This window comes from Puniceibacterium antarcticum (assembly GCF_002760615.1).
In the GTDB taxonomy this organism is placed as follows: Bacteria; Pseudomonadota; Alphaproteobacteria; order Rhodobacterales; family Rhodobacteraceae; genus Puniceibacterium; species Puniceibacterium antarcticum.
On the sequence record NZ_AWWI01000028.1, the window covers coordinates 1 to 16,966 of the forward strand.

A 16,966-nucleotide genomic window follows, 5' to 3' on the forward strand; every position below is an offset into this window, starting at 1 on the left:
GTCCTTTCGGTTGGGCCAGAGTCTATCTCAAACTGGATTAGCTGCAGGGGGCAACGTCACTACGTCAGATGAATAAAAGCAGACCTTGATTATAGATGCACGGACGGCCGCTCAGTCCGCAGTGCCGCCGCTCGCCCTCCGGTTTGACGCTAATTTCGTTTGCAAGTTTAGCGAAGGTCGGCAGTGAGCCCTCTTTGACAAATGCTGCATCTGCATAGAAGTGCGTAGCCTTGGTCGCTCGCTGACACGGTGCTCAGCTGGAACCATGACTTCTTCGCCGAAAGGTCCAAGGCGCGACGTTGTAAATTTCAGGAATTCGTCGACACGGCGAAGGTGTTTATAGCTGTCTTTGACAACTGAGGGTCCGAAAAATTATCCTGGCCGACAGTTACTTTAAATGTCGACCATTTGTAGAACCGCCCCTTTTACAGGGGCAGTTCTGCCGTCTCAGCAACAATAGTCGGAATTGAAAGGATATGCTTGTTCTATTGCGCCCTAGAGTATCTGTACTTCACCCTGAGCGACTGCGCAGGCAATGGCGAAGGCGTCCCGAGGTTGAGGTAAAAGGCCCTTCAGGTCGGTTTTTTGGGTTTCCAGAAACCCACCTGTTGCCGCGGCGTAGATCGACATCAACATGGGTGCCTGAAACGCCAGCAAGGGCAGCTGGGACAACCTCTCCCGCTCTGCGGCAAAAGAGAACGGCGTATAGGCTACACCGAGAGACTTAGCGATGTCCGACACGGAAAATGCTGTTTCTCCCGACAATTCGTAGCACCGTCCGGCGTGAGGCGCGGGCGATTTCAATACCGCAAGCGCCGCCTCCGCCAGATCCGCCCGGGCAACGGCAGAGATGCGACCCTGTCCGAAAGGTGCTGTAATGCTTCCGTCGCTTGGGGTGGCCAAGCTGCCGATAAGCTCCGCGTAAAGCCCGTTGCGAAGGATGGTCCAGGCCAACCCGCTGTCTTTGATGGCACCCTCTGTCCAGCGATGGGCCAAGGCGAACCCGAGGTGGTCACTGTCGTTGCTCAGGCTGGAATACACGATATGCCTGACGCCATGTTCGCGCGCAGCCGCCACCACCGCCCCATGACGTCGGATGACGACATCATCTTCCGCATAGCCTGCCGATGTCAGGAACAGTGTCTCCACGCCGCCAAAATCGAGCGTTTCCGGCCTGTCGAAATCCATCTGCCGGTCGGCATCCGCAGACCGGCTCGCGGTGATGACCGCAACTCCCACCGCTCTTGCCGCGGACACCAGTGTTGACGCAAGCTGGCCAGAGGCCCCGGTCACGAGTATCATTGAACTTCCTTTCCTACGACGTTCTCCGGTAACGTAGGGAAGTCGCAGCCCGCGCATAAGAAGGCACAAACATGTCCGTCACGCACACAGATGTTCGCCATTACGCTTCGTTGGAACCCTGTGGCTCCACCGATCACGTGGACTGCGGACTCAGGCTTGTGCTCGACCGATTGGGTGAGCAATGGACCGTAATGACCTTGGCGGAGCTTTCGGTTGGCCCGCGTCGGTATCGCGAGCTGGAGCGGTCACTGGACGGCATCTCGCAGCGCATGATGACCCTAACCTTGCGGCGGCTCGAGCGCGACGGCCATGTCTTGCGGCACGTGACACCGACAGTTCCACCCAGCGTCACATACGAATTGTCGCCGCTCGGTCGTTCCTTTGCGTCCCAAGTGGCCGCGCTTGTTGGCTGGAGTGCGCAAGTCAAGTCAGCGAAAGAGGCCGCTCAGAACGACTTCGATAGACATGGGCAAAAGTGATCAAGTCTGAGTTTGCAGGTTCATGGTTCACATACCACCTTTCCAGGCTCATTTGGCCTGAAATCAGCCAAAGCCACTTCGGACAAAATTTCGCTATGAACGTGCATGCTAGGAGGCGAACCTTCTCGTGGTGTGGGGTGAAAGTCCGTTCAGTCCGCAGTGCCGCCGCTCGCCCTCCGGTTTGACGCTGATTTCGTTTGCAAGTGCAGCGAAGGTCGGCAGTGAGCCCTAACTTCTTGATGCTGCGTTCCTCACGAATGTCAGCTTCAACGTTATCCATCGCGGCCAGGTTCGTTCGGGTCACTGGAGAACAGTGCGATCTTGTTTCCTTGTGGGTCACGAAGGTAACAGACATAGAACTGAGGTCCATACGACGCCCGAAAACCGGGCTGGCCCTCGTCGGAGCCGCCTGCCGCAAGTCCGGCGGCGTGTAGGTCACGAACTTGTTTCTGCGACTGAGCCTTAAACGCAATCATAACGCCATTCCCAGTGGTAGCGGATTGCCCGTTGAAGGGGGACTTCACGTAAAAATCCGGCTGAGCAGAGGGCCCATTCTGCTTTGCTGGCAGGATGTAGCTCAGGTCTCCATGATACTTTTCGAGCCGGTAGCCGAGCGCTGGGAGGAACGCTGAGTAGAAACGTTCGGCCTGTGACATGTCGTCCGCACCAACGGTGATGTAACCAATCATGCAATGGGGTTCCTCACACAAGCTTTAGCGACGGTGATGGTATCACCGTTCGACGCAGGAATACCAAGGGCGGGCGCAGCCATTGGAAGAGTTGCGGCGAAAGTTCACTTTGTCCGCAAACCGGCCATGAAGTTCCATAGAGACGGTAGAGCGCAGAGGCAACGAGACGTTCAGCTCAGACTTTGGACTGGAGGAGTTCGATCACGTTGTTCCAGGGGTCCACTAGGAAGGCGACCCGAACCTTCCAGTCATCGTTGTCGACAGGCTCCAGCGTGACCGTCACGCCGCGATCTCGCAGCGTCTCGACGGCCGCATCGACGTCGTCGACCCACAGGCCGAGATGATGCCAGCCCTGCGAGCCGAAGCTCGTGTAGAGGTCGTCACTCTTGGGGCCCCCCTCTGCGCCCGGACCGGACACGAGTTCGATCCGGAAGGTCGGATCGCCGGCCAGCGCCATCTCGGTGAAATTCATGCCGTTGAGATCGAACGCCCTCGTCTCGTGCATGTCCAGCTTTTCCCGGTACCAGTTCACTGCGGCATCGCGCTCGGCGACACGCAGTCCGACATGGGCTCCCCGGAGCGTTTTCAGGACGTTGGTCATGGTCTTTCCTTTAAGATGTCGCGCTCGAATGAGCGCGTGGTGGCAGAAGGTACCATCGGCTGCGTCCGGCTGATCCGTTCAAGCGCTCCTTACGAGCATCCCTTCTGGATTATCCGGCGTCCGATCCAGCCTCGCGAGTTCGGCTTGGTAGAGGGTGAAAACCCTGGTGCCCCGCTCAGCTAGTTTGGCAATATGCTGTCAATATATCGACTCTTGACATCATGCTGTCAAGACTGAGAGTTTGTTCCAATGGCCGCCGAACTGGAGTATCTCTGCCGATGTCGTCTGATCCGATAACCCTGCTCATCCTCGCGATCATGCGCGCCAATAGCCGTCTGATTTTAAGAGGGGACCAATTGACGGCGCCGCTCGGGCTGACGAGTGCGCGCTGGCAGGTATTGGGAAGCGTGGCGGAGGCGGGCTCGGCGCGGTCAGTCTCGGAACTGGCACGGGATCTCGGCGTCTCGCGACAGGGCGTACAGCGGATCTGCAGCGAACTGGTCGCAGAGGGCATCTGCGCCTATCAACCCAACCCTCGCCACAAGCGTGCAAAACTTGTCGTCTTCACTGCGGAAGGTCACCGTCGCTACGACCGCGCGATGGCGGTGCAAGCTCCTTGGGCGCGATCGCTGGCCGAAAACCTGACGCCCGAGCAAATTACATCCGCCACGATTGCCCTAGGCGTCCTGACAAGTCGCTTGGAGGAAGAATTGGAGGCTACTAGGACAACGGCTGCCGAATGACCTTGTCTTAGGTCTGAAGTAATGTCCGCTTCCGACATTGCTCAGCGAACTGCTCAGCGTCGTACAAGGGTCGGGACCGGACGTGACTACTCCCAGCAGGAGCAACGGCTTCGTCCGCTCACCAGACCCTCGTGCAGTGCGCGCCGCAAGTCCGGTAGGAGCCCACTGCGGTTATTGTCAGAATCTGCTTTGGGTTGCAAAGTTTGGCTAGGAAGAGTGAAAGGTGATGGATGGAACGGCCGCCAATCGAACGCTGGGGCATAGCGGCTGAGCTTGTTCCGCTGGTTGGGGGACACCGGAACTTGGTGTTCAAGACGGCCGGTCTCGGATTCGGGCGGGAGCTCGTATTCAAGTCTACTCAGCGACCTGAAGCGGCCATGCGCTGGCTTGCGGGGGTCCAGGAGATCGCTCGGGCGACCGGCTTCGTCGTTCCCGAACAGATGGCGGGCCGTAACGGTCATTTAGTCGAGGATGGCTGGATCTGTGAAAACTTCGTAGAAGGCGAGCCGTTCTCGCCAGAAGATGTTCCGTCCGTTCTTCCACTTGTCTTGGCTTTTCATGGCGCGACGGCCGGTGTGCCGCAGCGGCCAGGCTTCCTGTCCTCTCGCGACCTAATCCAAGAATCTTATGGCGGGGACGTGGATCTGCGCGCAATGCCTATCGATCTCGTGTCCAGCTGCCGCGAAGCATGGCTGACTGTTTCAGAGAGGATGTATGCCGTCATCCATGGTGATCTCAACTCCGGAAACCTGATCAGATGCCCGGATGGGCGTGTCTCTCTGATCGACTGGGATGAATGCCGCCGCGACCTGGTTTTGTTTGATATCGAGCCGTTGCGAGGGGGCGATGAAGAAGAGCGCAGGGCGCGTCTTGCATGGGAAGTTGCATGTTCGTGGCTGATAGAACCAGTTCATGCCAGACAGATCGCCACCCGGCTTTGAACGACCGTCCGAAAAGTCCGCTCTACCGACCTTCACCATCTGAAAATGCTGCACGATGGAGGAATGGCCGGTCTGGTGCAGCCGCACCGCAGCGATTGAAAGCGCGATCAATGGCCGGTTTGGGCCGTCCGTGAAGACGGCCCATGCCTTTAGATTTCGATAGCTTCGGCGATAGCCAGCGCATCTTCAAGCTCAACGCCCAGGTATCTGACAGTGCTGTCCATCTTGGTATGGCCCAACAACAGCTGGACTGCCCGAAGGTTGCCCGTCTTCTTATAGATTTGGGTCACCTTCGTTCGCCGCATCGAGTGCGTGCCATAGGCGCTGGCCTCCAGACCAATGGATGTCACCCAGTCACGGACAATACGCGCGTACTGGCGGGTCGAGATGTGAAGCCGTTCGTGAAAACGCCCAGGCCAGAGGTATTCGGATCCGACCATTAGCGGCTCCCGCATCCACCTTACGAGCGATGCACGTGTGCCTTCAGAGATTTCGAAGCGCACAGGTTTCTGGGTCTTGCTCTGCAGAACTGACGCGAGTTCCTTGATTTGACCTGACGCCATGACATCGACCACCTTCATCTTCACCAGATCGCAGCCGCGCAGTTTGCTGTCGATGGCAAGATTGAAAAGGGCCAGATCGCGGTGGTTCTCGGCCAGCTCCAGCCGCACCCTGATAGCCCAGACATGTTTGGGCTTAAGCGGTCTTTTCTGGCCGACGATCCGGCCTTTGTTCCAGGCTGGACGCAGTGCGCGGATGGCGGGTAAGTTTGGTGTTTCCATGATGAATCCTCCAATCCACCACGCCCTCCCACATCGACAACCCGACGTTGACAAGACATCATAGCACATGATGCTGCGTTGCATCGCAGGTCAGCTTCGAGCCCAATGCTGCCTCCCGGGCCGCCTTGGCATGAAGTGTCAGCTCAGCTGCTGCTGCATGATCGAGGACGCATTGTAGCAGTGGAAAGCCGCGATCTTCCCGTCCTTCATCCTGAAGACATCGCAGCAGGGGACGTCGATGACCTTTCCGGTTGCGGCAAGCGGGCCCGACGGCGTCATAAGCGTGCCGCGATGCGTGCCGCGGATGGCCAGTTCGACGACTACCGTATCGCCCGATACATCGATGCTGAAAAGCTCCCGGTGAATGTCAGGGAAGGCTTCGGCCATCCCGCTTGCGACGAGCGCGATATCGGAGCCGCGGAAATCCATCTGAGTGGGAATGTCGCGGGCGTAACCGTCTTGCCAGAAGTAGGAAAGAAATGCCTCGACGTCGAGGGAGGTCGCCTCGGCCGACGCGTAGAGCTTCCGAATGGTGTGCTGATGATCCGTCATCTTGGTTGCCTTTCCCGAACAGGGCATGGAGTTTAGTAATTGGCCGCGGCCATGGCATCCAAGTAGACACAGGATTACCTGAATGGTAGAACCTACCAAAAGGTAAGGGCAAGATTGACATGGATCGAACGAACACGCCCTGCGGTCTAGACGTGGCGCTGGCCGTTATTGGGGGCAAATGGAAGCCGCTGATACTCTTTCACGTCCAGAGCGGGCCCACGCGCTTCTCAGAGATCCGACGACGCGTTGGCGGTATCAGTGAGAAGGTGCTGATCCAGCAACTGCGCGCTCTGGTGGAGATGAATGTCCTGCTTCGGCGCGATCATCATTGCGTCCCGCCCGTGGTTGACTATGCGTTGACGCCATTCGGCGAGACACTCGTCGAGGCTCTGGCTCCCCTGTGCGAATGGGGCACCGCGAACCGGGAACTGGTCAGCGCGATGAGGGCGCCATCGGCCAAGGAACGGAGTGCTTAGGTCGGGCGAAGGGCAGGAAAGTCCGCTGACCGACGATTGAGCCAACAAAATGCTGCATCATGCACGAATGACTGGTCTGGTGAAGCTGCAATGCGGCGCCGACACGCAGGGTCAATGTCCGGTCTGGGCCGTTTGCTGCCGTTCGCCAGACTCCCGTGATGCCGCGGTGCGGCCCGTCAGACCGGCCATTCGTCCACCCCGCAGCATTTTCGAGGGTCGGATGTCGGCACTGCGGACTTTGATGCCGTTCGATTTGTATGTCGCTATGACTGCTGCCAGCCCAAAGCGGATACTCATAGAGATTGCGATACGATACCCGAAGACAAGATATCGAGGCAGTTTTGCTCCTAAGCCCGCATTCCCCAAGTAATCTGCTGATTTCGCTGTCCTGACCGTAGTATTCTATATACAAATCATAGTGTTGATGGCGATTTGGGGCGGGTTTTAAGGATCACCCAGAGGGTGCGTGCTTGCAGCGGGCAGATCGGGTGGATTTCGACCCTCGTGTGCGGTTGGAATTTCGCGGCACGCAGCTCAGCTCGGATGGTGGTCTGCTGGTGATGCGTGAGCTGGACGGCTCGGGCTGTCTGATCTGACGTCGGCAGCGCTGTGCGACAACCGCCGGGGGAAGACCACGGTCCATCGGCTGGACGGGCTTTTCCGGCAATCGGTCTACGGGCGCTCGGCAGGATACGAGGACGTCAACGATGCCGACCGGCTGGCCCTCGATCCGGTCATGCGTCAGGTCGTGGGCGGTCGTGCTGTCGATGCGCAAGCAGCCTCGGCCTCGCAGATGGGGCGGTTCGAGACCGAGACACTGCCCACACCCGAGAACCGGGCGGCGCTGGCCGATCTGAACGGCCAGTGGATCGACCGGTTTCATGACCGCATGGGTCTGAGGTATATCACACTGGACATGGACAGCTCGGTCAGCCCGACCCATGGCGATCAGGAAGGGTCTGCCTAGAACGGGCATTTCGACTGCACCTGCTACCATCCGCTGTTCCTGTTCAACCAGTTTGGCATGCTGGAGCGCTGCGCCTTGCGGCATGGCAATGTCCACAGCGCCGACAACTGGCGGGATTTGCTCGACCCGGTGATCGCCCGCTACGCTGGCCGCAAGCTTCGTGGCCGTTTCTTCCGGGCCGACGCCGCCTATGCCAGCCCTGCGGTCTACGCGCGGCTGGAGGAGGCGGGCTATTTCTACGCCATCCGGCTGCCCGCCAATGCCGTCTTGCGCGAGAAGATCGCGCACCGGCTGACACGGCCTGTAGGGCGACCCTCGCTGACCAAGGTGAACCGGTTCTACGAGGATTTCCACTACCGGGCGCTGAGCTGGGAGGAGGAGCGCCGTGTCATCGCCAAGATCGAAGGGCATCCGGGCGAGTTGTTTCCCCCCGTGGGCTTTATCGTCACCAACCTGCCCATGGAACCGGACTGGGTGGTGCGGTTCTACAACCAGAGGGGCACCGCCGAGCAGCACATCAAGGAAGGCAAGTATGCCTTCCGCTGGACGCGGCTGTCGTGCAAGCGGTTCCGCGACAACGAGGTACGGCTGCAACTGCACGCGCTGGCCTACAACCTGACGACCTTCCTGAACTGCATCGACCTGCCCGAGGAGATGGCTGTATGGTCGCTGACATCCCTCCAGCTGAAGCTGATCAAGATCGGCGCCCGCGTCGTGCGCCACGCCCGCGCCATCACCTTCCAACTTGCCGAGGTCGCGGTCACCGGCGCAATGGTCCGAGCCATCCTTGCCTCGATCCGTCGATTGCGAGCGCCGCCGTCATGTGTATGACGCTGAAACTGCCCGAGAGCGAACGAAAGTGGCAGGACAGGTTTGTCCGCCGCGCTGAAAAACGTGTTTGTTCGAAGTTGATACAGCGTCGCGGCCCGATCCACCCACATTCGAGCGTTCCGGCGACCTCAGACGACGCTTGGAGAACAAAACGCTTGATCAGCCGGAAAAATCCGGCGACCTTGACATCGAGTGGCCGCCCACTTGGGGAATGTCGGTTCAAGGTGAACTACCGACAGTTTCGGCGTTGAACCTTTCCCGCGCATTATAGCTGACGCGAAACGAGCAGCATTTTCACTTCAACCGTTAGGGCAGCCGACGCTTGCATATTCAGAAAACACATGAGATTTAGACATCAAGTGGATTTATAGTGAGATTTAAAGATGACTGCAGCAGGTTCAGCGGCAAAACTCCTGCCTGTGATCTTTGCGGCCCTGTTTGGCACATTACTCTTCGGGTTCATTTGGCCTCTATTTTCGTCATGTATTAAAGCGACACCCCTCGATCCAGTCTGGTCTTCAGTAGATCTGACAACGAAGCTGGACGATTCAGTGTTGCTGATTCCACTCATAGTCATCTGTATGGCAACGGTGGCTGGTGGTTGTGCGTTCGCCACCTGGTATAGACGTAAGCCGCATAAGCTAACCTACCTATCGCTTACATCGGCCGCATTGCTTTTGGTTTTATTTGAAGCTCAACAATGGTATATTGCACCTAATTTCAATTTCACTGAAAACGTAATGAGCTCTTATTATTTCTTTTTTTTAGGCAGATATTTGCGCCTAGTGTTGGTGGGCCTAGTCTTTATCGGCATCAGTTCATTAACATTTATGTTTCATCCAAGTCGCCTGGTACAAGGTATGGTAATGGGTACAACTATGCTACTACTGGCTGTTCTATTCTTTGGATGGGTGGTAGTGGTATACGGCACATATCATTGCTATGACGGGAACTTGTGAATGCCGTTTTAGTGTCATTTTCACTCTGGGAAACTATGGTAGAACGTCGAAAGTTGTTCGCTCCCCCCTTCCGTGTCCATTGCACCAATGCCGAAGAATGTAGGCTAAGGAGAACAGCGCATCCACTAGCCAATGAAGAATAATTCATGCTAAAAAAACTAGGTGTGATATCAATATTTAGGTCTAAAAGGCAGGTTGGGCGGTGGATCTCACTGCCTCATCCAATTTGCTTATCTTAGGTGGACAACAATGCTGCGTACAATATGTGAGGTAGTAAATGCTTGAGAGTGTCGCGCTCATTGAGGAACTCGATAGCGGAAAACAAATCACTATCGGATTGCATCATTTTGCAGCGATCCCTGCGCGTGGCAATCGTGTAATACTCGCAAACAAGATTGGAGGCTTAGTCTCATACGAGGTCGTCGCAATCGAGCATACCCCGGTCAGAGCCGGTGGACAAAGAGAAGCAGCAGGGAAAACTCCATCGTGCGCGATTTATCTCAAAATGCTGGACCCAATGTACGACGAATACCTCAAATTTCAGATGGAAATTCATGATTAAGCTTAGAGGCTTAAAACTGGCTACATTCCTACCCGAAAATGAGTTTAACCCTTCTTTGTACCTCCCTGAAGGGACCCTGCACAGAATTAAGGATGCCTGCCTAAATTTACCGTGCGGGTCGATCCTTGCAGTAGATGGTTGGCCCCGTTCTGGAAAGTCTCCGACCGCAAGGTGGCTTCAGCTTCAATTAGGGTGGGAGCTTATCCACCTTGATAATTTCAATTGCCCTCCGAACGGCTTGGCGGGTTTCGACGAGCAAGCGATGAAGGTCGCTGTCCGCAAGGTTTCAAGTTTGAGTTCCGTTATAGTCGAAGGCGTTTGCGCCGGGCGTATTTGTGACCCTGATATCCTTGTTCATTTGGGGCCATGGCCCGGACCGCGCCTTTTGAAATCTACTATGAAGTTCATTGGCAGCTATCATCCTGAAGAATACACTGGGAAGAATTCCACATTCTACGCGAGCTTTGGCGAAACACACAGGTAAAACATGAACGCTAGCAGGTCCTATTCTTTCGAACTGTAGCTCTGTGCCGGATGTGCCGTGTGGCCAGTGCTTGCGGCCTGGAGTTTGCAAAGGTTGCTTCCTGCGCATTGCTGCCGTTAGAAGCCGACGCAGCATTTGACACATTGGGCTGATGCTGTTGAAAAACTCACCTCCTCGCCCAATCGGGCCGGATCACGAGAATATTTTTCCGAAAAAGTGCCCTTATGAAAACTATGTTTGGTAAATAACTTTTGGCGAGAACAGTATTCCAATTTTCCAAGTCATTTTTCGCGTAGCGGAGTTTTTCAACAGTATCGGGCTCACTGCCGACCTTCGCTACACTTGCAAACGAAATCAGCGTCAAACCGGAGGGCGAGCGGCGGCACTGCGGACGAAGCTGCCGTTGGGCAGAGAGGTTCATTTAGCTGATGTCGCCGCTTTGTTTGTTGGCGCAGTCGATCCAGTTAGATGCGAAATCGACGAGATGTCGAAAATCACATATCTTGCAGTCGGCATCTCCGAGCGTTCCGAAAGAAACAGCACCGGTCCTCTCAAACGCTTCACCAACTGCTGGAAACAATCGGTTCATATCATCTGCTACATCAGGCGTTTCGATCCACGATCCTTCTAAGCCACCATTCTTGAAGCGCCTTGTCTTTGTTCGCCTATGTTTTGCAAGGGTTTCAGCGGTGTGAAGGGCTGAGCACCGGTTCCAGCCTACCCCAATTAGTAAAATTTTCATCGACTGGCGGTCACGGAGCTTCCCCATGGGTGTTTCCTCCCCGGTTGCCCAAGCGAGGCTGTGTTCCCCTAGAAAGTCATTTGCCCTCATCCCGTTAAGGCAAATCGAAACAGTGGGGTGGGCACTACGCTGCGTGCCTGGCCAAGTCCTGAAAGTCTCCGCAATGACACCCATGCCGGAGGTTGGGGACTTGGAGACATCGAATCCGAGAACCTCATCTTCGATCCGTGCGATCTGGTCTTGGGTTAAGTCAGACCTATCCACACCAGCAGGGAAATAGGCGTCGGAAGAGAAGCCGGGCATCCCTATCAGACCTGTTTCACCGACTGCGTTCAGAAGACTTTCCACAATGCTCCGAGCACCACCGATGGTAGCGCCTATGGCACTCATCGAGCCATGCACAAATAGTCCATCTCCCGCGCGAACGCCGAGCGATACAAGATCGCTGAAAAGGCTTGTCTGGGTGTGGAATACGGGAACCATACGCCTCTTTATCATCAGTCTGCGCATGCAACATCCGTCAAATTGGGCTCACTGCCGACCTTCGCTGCACTTGCAAACGAAATCAGCGTCAAACCGGAGGGCGAGCGGCGGCGCTGCGGACCTTTCTGCCGTTCGCTGCCGTTGAAAAAATTTGGATGGCGCTGGCGCAGCGAACGTCATGTCGGGCGGACTGCGGACATTCGCTGCGCCAGCGAACAGCTCAGGTTCAAGTTTCCAAAGCGGACACAAGACCGGGAACCAATCCGCTGCTCCGCCCTTATCTTAGACGACGGATTTTCGAAATTTAGTGGGAGGAAACGGTCTTTTCAATATGGAACCTTGCAAGCTCTTTGAGGCTCATGCTTCGATTTCCCTTAAGTGCCTCCTCAAGTCCACGGTGTATGTTGAACCATCCTTCGTCGATTGGATAGAATGTTTTAACATAGTCTGTTCCAACTTCGATAATTGCTACAGCTTTTCTATTCCGAAAATCAGATATTTGAACTTCATACTTACTCTCATCAAGCTTTCTTAGCTTTTTCAGGCGAATAGTATTTGCATCCTTCCATCTAATTTTGTCACGATCAGGATTTCTCTTTTTGACGCCGCCCTTTGCATAGTAGAAATATGGAATTGTTTCCGTCTCCATATTTGCGATACCATATCTAATCGCTAGAGTTTCGTTCCCATGGCGCCCTATTTTGTATTTAAATGGAGTGCTATGGGCATCTGCATCCCGAAGTATCTCCCGACGCTTACGTTCAGCACTTTTGCGCTCTGCATTCTTCAGAAAAATGAAGAAGGCTGCAATCAGAATTATCAAGACTATCGCTACATGTGGTAAGGCTAAAAAAACAAAGTCAAGTGCTTTGAAAAAGTAATAAACCATAATGCCAGCACCTAAAATTATCAATATAACTTGTGGCATACCTGTATCGATCCATTTCTTACTCTATTGGTGGAATGAGTACATTGCTGAAAGCGAAATTTTCAGATGATTAAATTCAGCCATATCGCATAAAGGAATTTTAGTTCACATAATAACTTGTCCCTGGATGATTGACAAACAAACTCGTGTTACCGAGGAAAAGCGCGAGCACCACCGATCCGACAACGGCAAAGCTCCTGGAGTACAAGTTGATCAGTGCGCTTGGCACTTCTTGGGTTCAAGAATGAAGTGCGACACCGACAGCTCGAAGGGCGTAGGATGTTGGCATGGAAAGTCACTACAAGCACCTGAACGCCGACAGACGCCGTCAGGACCGCCGGTTTTTTTTCTGATATCGGTCATACAAAAATCCTGTGTGCGGTATCTCCGATACCAAAAGTATCCATGAAGGGCAGCCTTTGACGTTCAGTTTGCGACTCGAGAGGCGGTAAGAATCGTTTGGCGTGTAAACCGTGAATTTTGCTGGTGCTGCGAACGGCGGAAAATTCCGCTGACCGGCGATCAAGCCGACAAAATGCTGCACGACGCACGAGTGGTCGGAATCACGGGCCGCGCTGCGGCGCGTTGATCCGGTGGCCAAGGTCGGCTCTGGGCCGTTCCACGGCTTTCATATCAACGCATGACAATCCACGGCGCGTTCATGATATCTGGACTTGATCCTGCGCCTCGTGCCAGTCAGCTATCTTTTGGCAGAGCATCCCGATCCACGTTTCAAAGAACAGCACCTCAGACTCACCGTCTGGTGTAAAAGAGGGGTGGCCATTTTCGTCCGTCTTCCAAGTGCCAAGATACTCGCCATCCCTCGTAACCACCGAACCGTCATCGCAAAGATTAATCTTGAACCGATATGGCTGCGCGAGGTGCTCTTCCGCGGCGTCGATTGCCTTGTTGGCAGCGGTTGCCTTATCAAGTTCTGTTCCGCTGGCGATCACCTTGCCGTAGCTTTTTGCCATCCACTCAAAGAAAAGGTGGCGCTTACCGACTTCGTTTGACCTTATCTCGTCAATGTGGATCTCCACGCCTCTGTGTTCGACGTAGGTCTTGATCCTCTCCGGTCTTTGCGTCGGCGCAGAGCGCCTTTGGGCCCGTCGTCGTTGCGACGACAACGCATCGAAGAAATCTCTACCGGATGTATTCACATCGCGAAGGTCAAACTTCTGTTCGGGGGCGGTGCTGAGGTCAACCCGTGGAAGCGCGTTTCCTTTTCTCCACGGTGGCGAGGCGTTCGTCGCAGCGGCCTCTATCTGACGCTTTGCGCATTCTGGGGAAAAGGCGATGCTCGGCGATGCCTGATCCGCAAAGATTTGAGCGGTGCCCGCTATCACCGGCATGCGGCCAAGACTCTTGTCCAGGCTCGGTATCGAAGTGTTGAATTCGGGCGCATATGCTCGAATGGCTGCGCTTTCATGCTCATCCATGTCGTCGTAGGCGCAGGGCGCAAATGCCATAGACCAGGGAAGCGATGTGTCTGGGACCCTGTGATAAACACGCCCCAGACTGTCGATAGATCGTTGGCTGAGTTGATTGCTCTGTCCGATGTACACCACACGGTCGGAGCATCCGATCATGTAGATGCCGGTATGGACCCAAGAGCACCCAAGAAGCGGCGAAAGCTTGTCGTGGCGATTTCGGAGTAAGACCTGCCGATTCCAAAGGTGGAAGAGCGCACTGCTTGTTAGCATCATGACCTCAGAAAAAACATACGGATGGACAAGACCTAGGCCATTTCAACGCAGCTTTGAAGTTCAGGTGTTCTGGCAACGAAGTGACTGCGCTCGTTATAGAGCTCATCCAAGGCAAGACGGCACTGGCGGAAGCGAGCCATTCATTCGCGCTGCCGCTGCTCGTCTGGTTCCTGTGGTGCGTCCGCAGCGAATGACCGCTTCGGTTTGCTGCGACGCCGCATCAGAGCGGCTGACGATTGGCGGCAATGGGCCGTTCGCTCCCGTGTTCCTCGCTCGACACGAAGGGCGGAGAACGGACATTCGCTGCGCCCGCAAACTAAAATGGGGAAGCCGAACAAAGCGGCCGCTCGGGGCGGCCGCCCCATATTATTTGGGGTGCTTCCGCAGCGAAGGTCGGCAGTGAGCCCTTCCGAGACCTTCTTCGAGATCTTCGCTTACCCCCAGGAGGCTACGCAAGTGCGCTATTGACTGCGCTCCCTGCTCGGAAGGCCCCGGCGATCAGCGCGGCGGCGGCGAAACATATTACGGCAAACTCGACGCCCGGACCCGCCATCAGAAATCCAAAAAGCGGTGCGCCGACGGTCTGACCCACGGCGATGGTCAGAAACCCGACCATGAGCCCTGTTGCAGGCCGGTCCGGCAGGGCGTGGGTGCCCCAGACAAGGTAGACCCCCGTCAGCATCACGTAGGCCGCGCCGAAAACGGCACCGCCAACCAGCGTGGGGACGGGACCAAGTCCGAGGCCGACCAACAGGATGCTGGCCGCCATCAGGCTTAAAAAGGCCCAGTGAACGCGGTCGAGACCAAATTTTCCGACGAGCGTTCCTGCCAAGGCTCCAACAAGCCCGCCGACACCGATGCAGGTCCAGAGAAGGCCAGTTCCGGTCGTTCCCCAGTCCAGCTGGTTCGCGACGAGCTGGCCGCCGAAGGACCAGAGCGCCGTGCTCGCAGCCCCCATCAGGAGGGATGCCGAGATCAGTCGTAGGACCGGTCCCGTCATCGGGGGCAGACCACCTGAGCGGCCGCTGCCCGAGGCTGCAGGGAGCGCGATGGCGGCTGCGATGGCCAATACCAGTGCCACGGCGGCAAAAGCTCCGAAGGCCAGCCGCCATTGTCCCATGATAGCGAGGGCGATGGGCCCCGACAGCGCAACGCCCGCGCTCACGCCGGCATTGATGACCGTGTTCGTCAAGTCCTGCCGGCCTCTACTGACCGCCGCTGCAACCGCGGCGGCCATAGGCGGCGAGGCAAGGCCCGTGCTCGATCCGGCGACCACCACGGCAATGGCCAGGATCAGTGGCGAAGGCGCGAGCGCGATGCCCGCCATGCCGATTGCCGCAACGAGGGCCGCCCCGACCGCGATGGCGCGCGCGCCGAGCCGTTCGGTCAGGATGGCCGAGGCGACAATGGCGATGCAGTAGCCGGCGAAAGAGCCACCCGAGATCACGCCGCCGAGGGACGTCCCGAGACCAAGCTCGCCGTCGATCTGCGGCAGGAACAGGCCGAAGGCGAAGCGGGCAAAACCGTAGCAGACTGCGATGAGGGCGAAGCCTGTAGCGCCGATGCGAAGGGCCGGGCTCATGAGCGCGCCCTCTCCAGCAAGATGGCCGCCGCCGCCTTTGCTGCGGAGACGGTTTGTGCTCCACGATAGACAGCCGCGTGGGTCGCGCCCTCGAAGAGGACCAGCACCTGCTCTGCGAGCGCCGGGTCCTCGCGTCCCAGATCCGTTGCGACGACCTCGCCGACCCGCCGGTGGAAGGCCTCCTTGTGCGCCGCGACGGCTTCGGCGATCTCCGGCGTGTCGCCACCCGTTTCCGCGCGAGAGCGAAGGAACAGGCAGCCCCGACACCCCTCGACCCGCACCCAGTCCTCAAGTGCAGCAAACAGGGCGTCGACGGTCCGCACCTCCAGCCGGGCCATGAAGCGCCGGTCTCTCTCGGTCAGGACACGCGCCATGAGCGCGGCCTTGCTACCGGCGTTCTTGTAGAGTGTGCGGCTCGACATTCCCGCAGCCTCCGTCAACCGGTCCATGCCGGTGGCCATGTAGCCGTGACGGTCGAAGAGCCGCTCTGCGGCTGCGGTGAGTTTGGTGGTCATATCCATGGGAGCCTCCTCTTGCATCCATAGACACCAATGTAAAACGATCGTTTTACATTGCAAGCTGGCAGAAACCGAGGGCGGCTTTGTCCGCAGAGCTGCCAAGGCTGGCTCCGTCCAGCGCCACGGGCGACCAGATCGACGCTCAGAGCTCTCAGCGAACCTTCGAGTAGATGGCACAGTCGCGGGGCGCGTCTGCGATTTTCGGATGTCTGAAGTAACGGTGTAAGATGCCTTCGCGACGCATTCCCGCCTTCTCCATAACCCGTGCAGATGCAGGGTGATCTACGTCGCAGAAAGCTTCTGCTCTGAAAATTTCCGGGTGTGACAGGGCATGGTCGACAAGCCAGGTCATGACTTCCGAGGCAGTGCCCTTGCCCCATGCCGACGCTCGCAAGACATAACCGTAATTCACACGATGCCCGATCAGGTGGGGGTGAAACATGCCAATCAATTCGCTTGGCTGCTCGCGGCGGAAAGCAACAACCGGGAAGCCTTTGCCTTGATCCCATTCTGAAACCGCGACTTCTAAGAACGCAGCCGTGTCATCCTCATTTTTATGAGGTTTCCAACCAAGGAATCTGACGTTGCCCCCTGCAGCTAATCCAGTTTGAGATAGACTCTGGCCCAACCGAAAGGACC

General features: G+C 56.6%; 17 protein-coding genes and 1 pseudogene. 7 read left to right on the plus strand and 11 right to left on the minus strand.

Going from position 1 to position 16,966, the window contains the following annotated elements; all coding sequences use genetic code 11:
• Window positions 1-495: 495 nt before the first annotated feature.
• Window positions 496-1,302, minus strand: a complete 807-nt coding sequence (locus tag P775_RS03240; RefSeq protein ID WP_099909621.1) for an NAD(P)H-binding protein — start codon at window positions 1,300-1,302, stop codon at window positions 496-498.
• Window positions 1,303-1,373: 71 nt separating this feature from the next.
• Here P775_RS03240 and P775_RS03245 point away from each other — a divergent pair, with 71 nt between their 5' ends.
• The gene (locus P775_RS03245; RefSeq protein ID WP_099909622.1) at window positions 1,374-1,781 is read left to right on the plus strand and encodes a winged helix-turn-helix transcriptional regulator; all 408 of its coding nucleotides are present in this window, start codon (window positions 1,374-1,376) and stop codon (window positions 1,779-1,781) included.
• Between the two features lie 272 nt (window positions 1,782-2,053).
• Here the strand turns inward: P775_RS03245 and P775_RS03250 are convergent, their stop codons facing one another.
• Both P775_RS03250 and P775_RS03255 read right to left on the minus strand, forming a co-directional pair.
• Window positions 2,054-2,470, minus strand: coding sequence for a VOC family protein (locus P775_RS03250; RefSeq protein WP_099909623.1), 417 nt, complete (start codon window positions 2,468-2,470; stop codon window positions 2,054-2,056).
• Window positions 2,471-2,645: 175 nt separating this feature from the next.
• On the minus strand, window positions 2,646-3,071 hold the full coding sequence (locus tag P775_RS03255) for a VOC family protein (RefSeq protein ID WP_099909624.1): 426 nt from the start codon (window positions 3,069-3,071) through the stop codon (window positions 2,646-2,648).
• A gap of 278 nt (window positions 3,072-3,349) precedes the next feature.
• Between P775_RS03255 and P775_RS03260 the strand changes: the two genes are divergently transcribed.
• Window positions 3,350-3,814 (plus strand): MarR family winged helix-turn-helix transcriptional regulator, encoded by a 465-nt coding sequence (locus tag P775_RS03260; protein ID WP_099909625.1) that lies wholly within the window; start codon window positions 3,350-3,352, stop codon window positions 3,812-3,814.
• A gap of 230 nt (window positions 3,815-4,044) precedes the next feature.
• On the plus strand, window positions 4,045-4,755 hold the full coding sequence (locus tag P775_RS03265; RefSeq protein WP_099909626.1) for a phosphotransferase: 711 nt from the start codon (window positions 4,045-4,047) through the stop codon (window positions 4,753-4,755).
• 149 nt (window positions 4,756-4,904) lie between these two features.
• Here the strand turns inward: P775_RS03265 and P775_RS03270 are convergent, their stop codons facing one another.
• Together P775_RS03270 and P775_RS03275 are read right to left on the minus strand one after the other, a co-directional pair.
• A complete protein-coding gene (locus P775_RS03270; protein ID WP_099909627.1) occupies window positions 4,905-5,537 on the minus strand; it encodes a tyrosine-type recombinase/integrase in 633 nt (210 codons plus the stop codon).
• A 138-nt stretch (window positions 5,538-5,675) separates the two neighbouring features.
• Entirely contained in the window at window positions 5,676-6,089 is a 414-nt protein-coding gene (locus P775_RS03275; protein ID WP_099909628.1) for an ester cyclase, read from the minus strand.
• Window positions 6,090-6,208: 119 nt separating this feature from the next.
• On the opposite strand from P775_RS03275, the gene P775_RS03280 reads away from it, so the two are divergent.
• From P775_RS03280 to P775_RS03290, 4 genes and pseudogenes are all read left to right on the plus strand, one after another.
• Entirely contained in the window at window positions 6,209-6,565 is a 357-nt protein-coding gene (locus P775_RS03280) for a winged helix-turn-helix transcriptional regulator (RefSeq protein ID WP_099909629.1), read from the plus strand.
• Between the two features lie 470 nt (window positions 6,566-7,035).
• Window positions 7,036-8,363, plus strand: a pseudogene (locus P775_RS03285) (IS1380 family transposase).
• A 383-nt stretch (window positions 8,364-8,746) separates the two neighbouring features.
• The gene (locus P775_RS27470) at window positions 8,747-9,322 is read left to right on the plus strand and encodes a hypothetical protein (protein ID WP_143520788.1); all 576 of its coding nucleotides are present in this window, start codon (window positions 8,747-8,749) and stop codon (window positions 9,320-9,322) included.
• Window positions 9,323-9,599: 277 nt separating this feature from the next.
• Entirely contained in the window at window positions 9,600-9,884 is a 285-nt protein-coding gene (locus tag P775_RS03290) for a hypothetical protein (RefSeq protein ID WP_099909630.1), read from the plus strand.
• 905 nt (window positions 9,885-10,789) lie between these two features.
• On the opposite strand, the gene P775_RS03295 is transcribed toward P775_RS03290, so the two are convergent.
• The 6 genes from P775_RS03295 to P775_RS03320 form a co-directional block, all read right to left on the minus strand.
• The gene (locus tag P775_RS03295; protein ID WP_099909631.1) at window positions 10,790-11,620 is read right to left on the minus strand and encodes an AAC(3) family N-acetyltransferase; all 831 of its coding nucleotides are present in this window, start codon (window positions 11,618-11,620) and stop codon (window positions 10,790-10,792) included.
• Between the two features lie 277 nt (window positions 11,621-11,897).
• Window positions 11,898-12,521: a hypothetical protein gene (locus tag P775_RS03300; RefSeq protein WP_099909632.1), complete on the minus strand. Its 624-nt coding sequence runs from the start codon at window positions 12,519-12,521 to the stop codon at window positions 11,898-11,900.
• A 659-nt stretch (window positions 12,522-13,180) separates the two neighbouring features.
• On the minus strand, window positions 13,181-13,960 hold the full coding sequence (locus P775_RS03305) for a hypothetical protein (RefSeq protein ID WP_180287299.1): 780 nt from the start codon (window positions 13,958-13,960) through the stop codon (window positions 13,181-13,183).
• A gap of 715 nt (window positions 13,961-14,675) precedes the next feature.
• Window positions 14,676-15,809 carry an MFS transporter gene (locus P775_RS03310; protein WP_099909634.1) on the minus strand — a complete coding sequence of 378 codons (1,134 nt, stop codon included), beginning with the start codon at window positions 15,807-15,809 and terminating at the stop codon, window positions 14,676-14,678.
• Entirely contained in the window at window positions 15,806-16,330 is a 525-nt protein-coding gene (locus P775_RS03315) for a TetR/AcrR family transcriptional regulator (protein WP_099909635.1), read from the minus strand. Before P775_RS03315 ends, P775_RS03310 begins: the two co-directional genes overlap by 4 nt.
• A gap of 148 nt (window positions 16,331-16,478) precedes the next feature.
• Window positions 16,479-16,966 (minus strand): GNAT family N-acetyltransferase (locus P775_RS03320; protein ID WP_099909636.1); only part of this gene is annotated, 488 nt, incomplete at its 5' end.

Bases quoted from the DNA above. Each gene is read 5' to 3' on its own strand.
- P775_RS03290 (WP_099909630.1), top strand. From the start codon at position 9,600: ATGCTTGAGAGTGTCGCGCTCATTGAGGAACTCGATAGCGGAAAACAA.
- P775_RS03265 (WP_099909626.1), top strand. From the start codon at position 4,045: ATGGAACGGCCGCCAATCGAACGCTGGGGCATAGCGGCTGAGCTTGTT.
- P775_RS03250 (WP_099909623.1), bottom strand. From the start codon at position 2,470: ATGATTGGTTACATCACCGTTGGTGCGGACGACATGTCACAGGCCGAA.
- P775_RS27470 (WP_143520788.1), top strand. From the start codon at position 8,747: ATGACTGCAGCAGGTTCAGCGGCAAAACTCCTGCCTGTGATCTTTGCG.
- P775_RS03270 (WP_099909627.1), bottom strand. From the start codon at position 5,537: ATGGAAACACCAAACTTACCCGCCATCCGCGCACTGCGTCCAGCCTGG.
- P775_RS03305 (WP_180287299.1), bottom strand. From the start codon at position 13,960: ATGGATGAGCATGAAAGCGCAGCCATTCGAGCATATGCGCCCGAATTC.
- P775_RS03255 (WP_099909624.1), bottom strand. From the start codon at position 3,071: ATGACCAACGTCCTGAAAACGCTCCGGGGAGCCCATGTCGGACTGCGT.
- P775_RS03315 (WP_099909635.1), bottom strand. From the start codon at position 16,330: ATGGATATGACCACCAAACTCACCGCAGCCGCAGAGCGGCTCTTCGAC.
- P775_RS03310 (WP_099909634.1), bottom strand. From the start codon at position 15,809: ATGAGCCCGGCCCTTCGCATCGGCGCTACAGGCTTCGCCCTCATCGCA.
- P775_RS03275 (WP_099909628.1), bottom strand. From the start codon at position 6,089: ATGACGGATCATCAGCACACCATTCGGAAGCTCTACGCGTCGGCCGAG.
- P775_RS03245 (WP_099909622.1), top strand. From the start codon at position 1,374: ATGTCCGTCACGCACACAGATGTTCGCCATTACGCTTCGTTGGAACCC.
- P775_RS03300 (WP_099909632.1), bottom strand. From the start codon at position 12,521: ATGCCACAAGTTATATTGATAATTTTAGGTGCTGGCATTATGGTTTAT.
- P775_RS03295 (WP_099909631.1), bottom strand. From the start codon at position 11,620: ATGCGCAGACTGATGATAAAGAGGCGTATGGTTCCCGTATTCCACACC.
- P775_RS03260 (WP_099909625.1), top strand. From the start codon at position 3,350: ATGTCGTCTGATCCGATAACCCTGCTCATCCTCGCGATCATGCGCGCC.
- P775_RS03240 (WP_099909621.1), bottom strand. From the start codon at position 1,302: ATGATACTCGTGACCGGGGCCTCTGGCCAGCTTGCGTCAACACTGGTG.
- P775_RS03280 (WP_099909629.1), top strand. From the start codon at position 6,209: ATGGATCGAACGAACACGCCCTGCGGTCTAGACGTGGCGCTGGCCGTT.